Source organism: Methanobrevibacter sp. (assembly GCF_045220775.1).
Taxonomy (GTDB): domain Archaea; phylum Methanobacteriota; class Methanobacteria; order Methanobacteriales; family Methanobacteriaceae; genus Methanocatella.
In genome coordinates, this window is the sequence record NZ_JBGUWC010000070.1 from 1 (window position 1) to 5,258 (window position 5,258).

Genomic DNA, 5,258 nt, shown 5'->3' on the forward strand with positions numbered 1-5,258 from the left:
AAATCACGTTACATTGTAGATCCAAGGTATGCGGAGAATTGCAAGGACTATGTTGAATTAGCTGATGAAATAGTTAAAGCAGCTAAAGGAGGATATTGATGACTAAAAGGTATACTATTAAATTCCAGGAATCATATAACTCCGAGGGGCCTGATTTAATACAGATTTATGATGAGGAGGATATGACTTACACGGGTTTCTTTGGCTCTGAAGATAAAATATTAGCTGAAGAAATATGTAACTTACTTAATAGCTTAGATTATGAGTTAAAGCAAGCTAATAACGATATACGTAGTTTGAATAAGTATTTGCCTGTAGATGAGCATTCTTTGATGAAGGAGAATATTAAATTAAAGAATATGCTCCGTCATCAGGAAGGAATTTATAACTTGGAGAAACGGTATTTTGCTGAATGTTTATTATCTGTGATTGAGGAATATCCGGAAAGTCAGGGGTTATTGGTGTTTAAAGATTTAATGGGTTGGTGACATATATTGTTTGATAAGTTATTAGCTATTATGCGATTAAGGAAGATTTGCAGGGAGTATCGTATACCCTTTGAGGACCTACCAGATGTATTGTTGGAATACATTTATAGTGATAATGAAGGTTGGTCTGATTAAGCTATTCTTTTTAATAGAGTTCTATTGGATTGAATAGAAAAAAGGTGAACATAAACTTTTCACGGATTTTCTATTAACCTATAGTAAGGAGTGTAGAAAATTTATGCTGCTAAAGTTTTCAAAGATTTTGTATTAAAAAATTTTTAGTGAATAGAAAATTTAGGTGGTTAAACTTTTCATGGATTTTCTATTCCCTTATTTTTTTGGAATACCTTATTTGTTGGTATAAACTTTTCACGGATTTTCTATATGGGGGTAATAGCTATTATAGAAATTTGTTGCTATGAAAGTTGTTGAAGATTTTCTAATGTTTTGAATACATTTCTATTGGATTGTGTAGAATATCTGTAGTGGTGGAGTTTTTGGGGATTTTTCTATGGGGATGGTTGGTTTTAAATACTTTAAGTTTCATATTAATTATTGGTAAAATATAATTTTTTAATATGTAGAAATTAATGGTATGAGCTATAGGATTTTCAGGGATGTTTTTTTCTTTGATTATTCTATGGTTTTGCTATTATATTTTTATGGTTTTGTTTTTTTCTTGCTTTTATTTTGTTTGTGTTTTTGTTTATTTTAGGTGGTCTTTTTTTCTTGTGTTGTGTTTTTGTGTTTGGTGTAGATGTGTTGTGTTGTTTTTGGCTTTTTTTGTCTTGTTTAGGGTTTTAGACATTGTATATTGTTTGGTTAATTGGTTTGTTTTTTTGTTTGAATGGTTTTTAGGTTAGGGTTTGTTTTTTTGAACACTTTTTTTTAAACATCGGTGTTTTTGTTTTTGGGTGTGAACAGTTTAGTATTGTTTTGTTGTTTTTTCTATACATTTCTTTTTTTTAGGGTTAGTTTAGAGTTAGTACCAAAACATTTATATACTATGAAAACTAATAGTTACTTGTAGGAGTTAACAGTTAAACTCCCCAAAAAAAATATTTACCCAAAGAAAAAAACCCAAAGAAAAAACATGAGATGATTAATATGGTATACTACGACCAAATACTCCCAATAGAACAAGACCCAAAACACATAGAAAACATCGAAAAAAACTACATCGGCATAGGCGGAACATGCACCATCAAAACACAAGATGGCCAAGCAGATCTAACCGACGCAGTAATCAACATGGTAACACAAACCATAACCGGCATAAACCCAAAAGAATACGAACTAGAATACCACCCACTATACATGGAAAACACCGTATTCAAATTCGAAGACATAACCGAACTAATCTTCGAAGGATTTTACATAAACGACAACAACCGCAACAGAGTAATCGAACTCGACAACTCCAAAGCATTCAAATTAACAAAAATCCCAAGAAGAAACTAAAAAAAATATTATTTTTATTCATTTTTATTTTATTTGCCAAAAAAAGATTAAATGGAGTTTAAAAGAATGGTTTGCCCAGTACGCATAGTAGAAAGTACCGATGAAATGATTCATTTCGAAGTCCGCAGCGAAAGTAGACCCGATGAAATACACGACGTCTACTTCGATATAGATCATGGCTACTATTGTAGCTGCGAGCAATACCACTTCCGCAAAGTGGAATGCAAACACATGCGAGCAGTAAAAGAATACATGAACCAGTTAAACCAATTAATGCAGATGGGCAAAACATTCCAAGAAATCAACAACGAAAGAGAGGAGGCGAAAATATGAGGAGAATATACTGCATCATGGGAGACCATGAATGCGATAGCGAAGGCACTATTAAATTTTTAGAAGAAACACCGAAACCAATCAAGTACACACATGGATTAGGATTCAGAAGTCCAACAATCCACAAAGTACCAGTAAACCGTGAAAAAGCAATTAAAATATTCAAAGAAAACGGATTATGCGACGTAACCGAACACGATGACTATGTACATGTCAACACCTTTAGTGGAAACGACATGTGGTAATCAAAAAAAAGAAACAATATTCTAGAGGCATATCTTATGTTTAAATCAAAAGAAGAACTCAAAGCTATTAGAAAACAATACCCTGAAGGAACTGTAATCATCATCGACCACGTTGATGACATACACGCACCTAGCCCTGGAACAGAACTAACAGTACAACACGTTGACGACATTGGCCAACTTCATTGTGCTGAACTTGGAATAGCTATTAACCCTGATGTTGACAGATTCCACAAAAAAGGAGAGTAACCATTTATGATTAATTGTGCTGAGTGTAATAAGAGAATCAACAGCACCAATGCTGTTGAAATGAAAGGTGAATTAGTTTACTACTGTAAATCCTGTTACGAAAGATTATTCGGAGCCGATGAAGATGACTCTTGTCATTACTGTAAAAACTTCACATATGACCGGTCAAAATATGGTTATCTCCAACATATTGAGTTAAGACGAGAACAAAGTGTAGGATTACTCGGAACCTGCACCAAACATAACAGGACAGTAACAACCCATAGTCAAAAATGTGATGATTATGAGTACGCTTATACTGGCGAACCATACTGTACTAAAGAGCACATCATAAAAGACTGTGCATTAAACGATAACTGTAGACGTGCAGATTTCAACTGTGATGAATGCCACACTAAAAAGTTCTGGGAAAACGATGTACTAGCTAATCGTGAAAGACATGTGGTCGGCCAACAATGGAGCGACGGACAAGTCGGAGTAGACAGTTTCACCAAAGGTGAAGGAGGTTATTATAATCGCAGATTCGACCTCTATTTTGAGGATGGGGAAGTTATGGAAGATATGGGATTATGGAGTCGTGGTCGAGCACCAAACGAACGTGTAATTAAACTTATTCGTCATGCAAAAATAGTGGGGAGGTGAAATTTAATGTTACTTGAGATTTGTGGCAATTGCCAAACTTATAAATATGATAAGGATCCCTCCAGGAAAGGAGGATGCAGTAAAACTAAAGGAACATTATCTCCTTTAGCTAGCGTATGTGATGATTACAAACCAAAAAGGAGATAATTTAAATGTCCCGTACTACTGACCATTTTATAACTCTATTGGAGGCAACTGAAGAAATAAGTTGCCTCCACGATGCATTACAGTTAGAATTGGAATATGATAATAGTAAAGGCACATCAACAAAAATACAAGAATACTTCCGTGAATTAAAATACAATTACATCACCGAAGCTCTGAAAAAATATGACTTATTCGATAATGTACACCATTATTACAATTATAGTATGCAAGGCCTAGTACAATTATTCTTCGACAACGAACCACTAGTATTAGATAAAATAAAAACTAATCAAAAAGCTTTAGAAGAGGATTGGAAAATATCATTAGCTAACTGTATTGAAGAGAGAAGGGAAGCTATTGTAGTAACAATCAGCATACCTGAAAGCAACTTAAAAAACAAAAAATAATATAAGAGGACTTTGAGCATGAGGATAGTGTATTTCGACACAGAAACCACAGGGGTAAAACCCGGAAAAGACCATATCATAGAATTAGCATTACTAGTATATGATGATGGAAAATTAACCGAAGAATATGATGAGTTCATCCAAATAGATGAAAAATTACCATCCAAGATAGTTGAATTAACAGGTATTACTGATGAAATGTTAAAAGACGAGGGTGTGGCTGCTAAAGATGCTGCTGCTAAAATAATAACCGTCCTCAAAAAGGATAGTGTATGGGTAGCACATAACACTCAATTCGATTTACTATTCATATACAACTTATTAAAAGAATACTTCGATGAAGAAGACATCCTGGACAAACTATCTAAAGTGAAATGGTTAGATACATTAACCATATTCAAGGACCGAGCCGGTTACCCGCACAGATTAGAGAATATGGTTGAACATTACAAACTCGAAGACGTCCGATTCCACCGTGCTATTGATGATGCACGTGCATTAAAAGAATGCCTCAGAGAATTGAAAGTGGAGCGTAATGACATTAAAGAATATGTTAACTTATTTGGATACAATCCTAAATATGGTGTGACTGGTGAAAAATTCCAGTTCATCACCTATGCACGTCAACCATACTTCAACGGATTAAAAGCCTACCGTAACATTCTACCAAAAACAATCAAGGAGGAATAATATGGTTAATTTTAATATTATTGAAGGAAACCGTAATGACTGTTACGATGAGTATGTGGAGTGTTATAATAAAGGTTACACTATCAAGGAGATAATGGATAAACTAAACATTTCCAGATCCACACAAAACAGTTACTACAAATGGGCTAAACATGAAGGATTATTAAACCTGAAAAGAAGAGCAAGTCCAAGATACTATTACTACAGTAAATATTACCGTAGATGGATAGTGCAGAAAAAGAACAAAGACGTTTCACTAGTTAAAATCCTATGCAATACAGAAGAGGAAGCACAAATCATCGTGGAGCGAATGAAAAAACATAACTGGAGTAAAACCGAAGCTAAAAAAATACGTGACACTTTAAGATGCGGAGGTAAACTATGAGTAAACCTGAAATCTTTGAAGAAATGGAATATAAAGGTAAACTAGGAGAAACATTTAAATTATTATGCTTTGACATCTACAAAGATTATGAATTATATATCTTATCTTTAGGTTCTCATCCCACAGCATATATTGTCCTAGCTGAAAATAACAAATTATATGGTTTGACTATGGATGAATTAGACCATATACCTGGATTATACTGTCATGG

At 33.9% G+C, this 5,258-nt stretch carries 11 protein-coding genes; 10 read left to right on the top strand and 1 reads right to left on the bottom strand.

What is annotated here, in order from left to right:
- Positions 1–98 precede the first annotated feature (98 nt).
- Positions 99–488: a hypothetical protein gene (locus ACJROP_RS04115; RefSeq protein WP_406534224.1), complete on the top strand. Its 390-nt coding sequence runs from the start codon at positions 99–101 to the stop codon at positions 486–488.
- 1,107 nt (positions 489–1,595) lie between these two features.
- Entirely contained in the window at positions 1,596–1,949 is a 354-nt protein-coding gene (locus tag ACJROP_RS04120) for a hypothetical protein (RefSeq protein WP_406534225.1), read from the top strand.
- A 24-nt stretch (positions 1,950–1,973) separates the two neighbouring features.
- Here ACJROP_RS04120 and ACJROP_RS04125 read toward each other — a convergent pair whose 3' ends face one another.
- Entirely contained in the window at positions 1,974–2,180 is a 207-nt protein-coding gene (locus ACJROP_RS04125) for a hypothetical protein (protein WP_406534226.1), read from the bottom strand.
- Between the two features lie 98 nt (positions 2,181–2,278).
- Between ACJROP_RS04125 and ACJROP_RS04130 the strand changes: the two genes are divergently transcribed.
- The 8 genes from ACJROP_RS04130 to ACJROP_RS04165 form a co-directional block, all read left to right on the top strand.
- Entirely contained in the window at positions 2,279–2,527 is a 249-nt protein-coding gene (locus ACJROP_RS04130) for a hypothetical protein (RefSeq protein WP_406534227.1), read from the top strand.
- A 36-nt stretch (positions 2,528–2,563) separates the two neighbouring features.
- Positions 2,564–2,776 carry a DUF4314 domain-containing protein gene (locus tag ACJROP_RS04135; RefSeq protein ID WP_406534228.1) on the top strand — a complete coding sequence of 71 codons (213 nt, stop codon included), beginning with the start codon at positions 2,564–2,566 and terminating at the stop codon, positions 2,774–2,776.
- Positions 2,777–2,782: 6 nt separating this feature from the next.
- Positions 2,783–3,418: a hypothetical protein gene (locus ACJROP_RS04140; RefSeq protein ID WP_406534229.1), complete on the top strand. Its 636-nt coding sequence runs from the start codon at positions 2,783–2,785 to the stop codon at positions 3,416–3,418.
- A 6-nt stretch (positions 3,419–3,424) separates the two neighbouring features.
- Positions 3,425–3,565: a hypothetical protein gene (locus tag ACJROP_RS04145; protein WP_406534230.1), complete on the top strand. Its 141-nt coding sequence runs from the start codon at positions 3,425–3,427 to the stop codon at positions 3,563–3,565.
- 5 nt (positions 3,566–3,570) lie between these two features.
- Positions 3,571–3,972, top strand: coding sequence for a hypothetical protein (locus ACJROP_RS04150; protein WP_406534231.1), 402 nt, complete (start codon positions 3,571–3,573; stop codon positions 3,970–3,972).
- Between the two features lie 18 nt (positions 3,973–3,990).
- Positions 3,991–4,662 carry a PolC-type DNA polymerase III gene (locus ACJROP_RS04155; protein ID WP_406534232.1) on the top strand — a complete coding sequence of 224 codons (672 nt, stop codon included), beginning with the start codon at positions 3,991–3,993 and terminating at the stop codon, positions 4,660–4,662.
- Position 4,663: 1 nt separating this feature from the next.
- A complete protein-coding gene (locus tag ACJROP_RS04160; protein WP_406534233.1) occupies positions 4,664–5,047 on the top strand; it encodes a helix-turn-helix domain-containing protein in 384 nt (127 codons plus the stop codon).
- Positions 5,044–5,258 (top strand): hypothetical protein (locus ACJROP_RS04165; protein WP_406534234.1); only part of this gene is annotated, 215 nt, incomplete at its 3' end. The genes ACJROP_RS04160 and ACJROP_RS04165, both read left to right, overlap by 4 nt.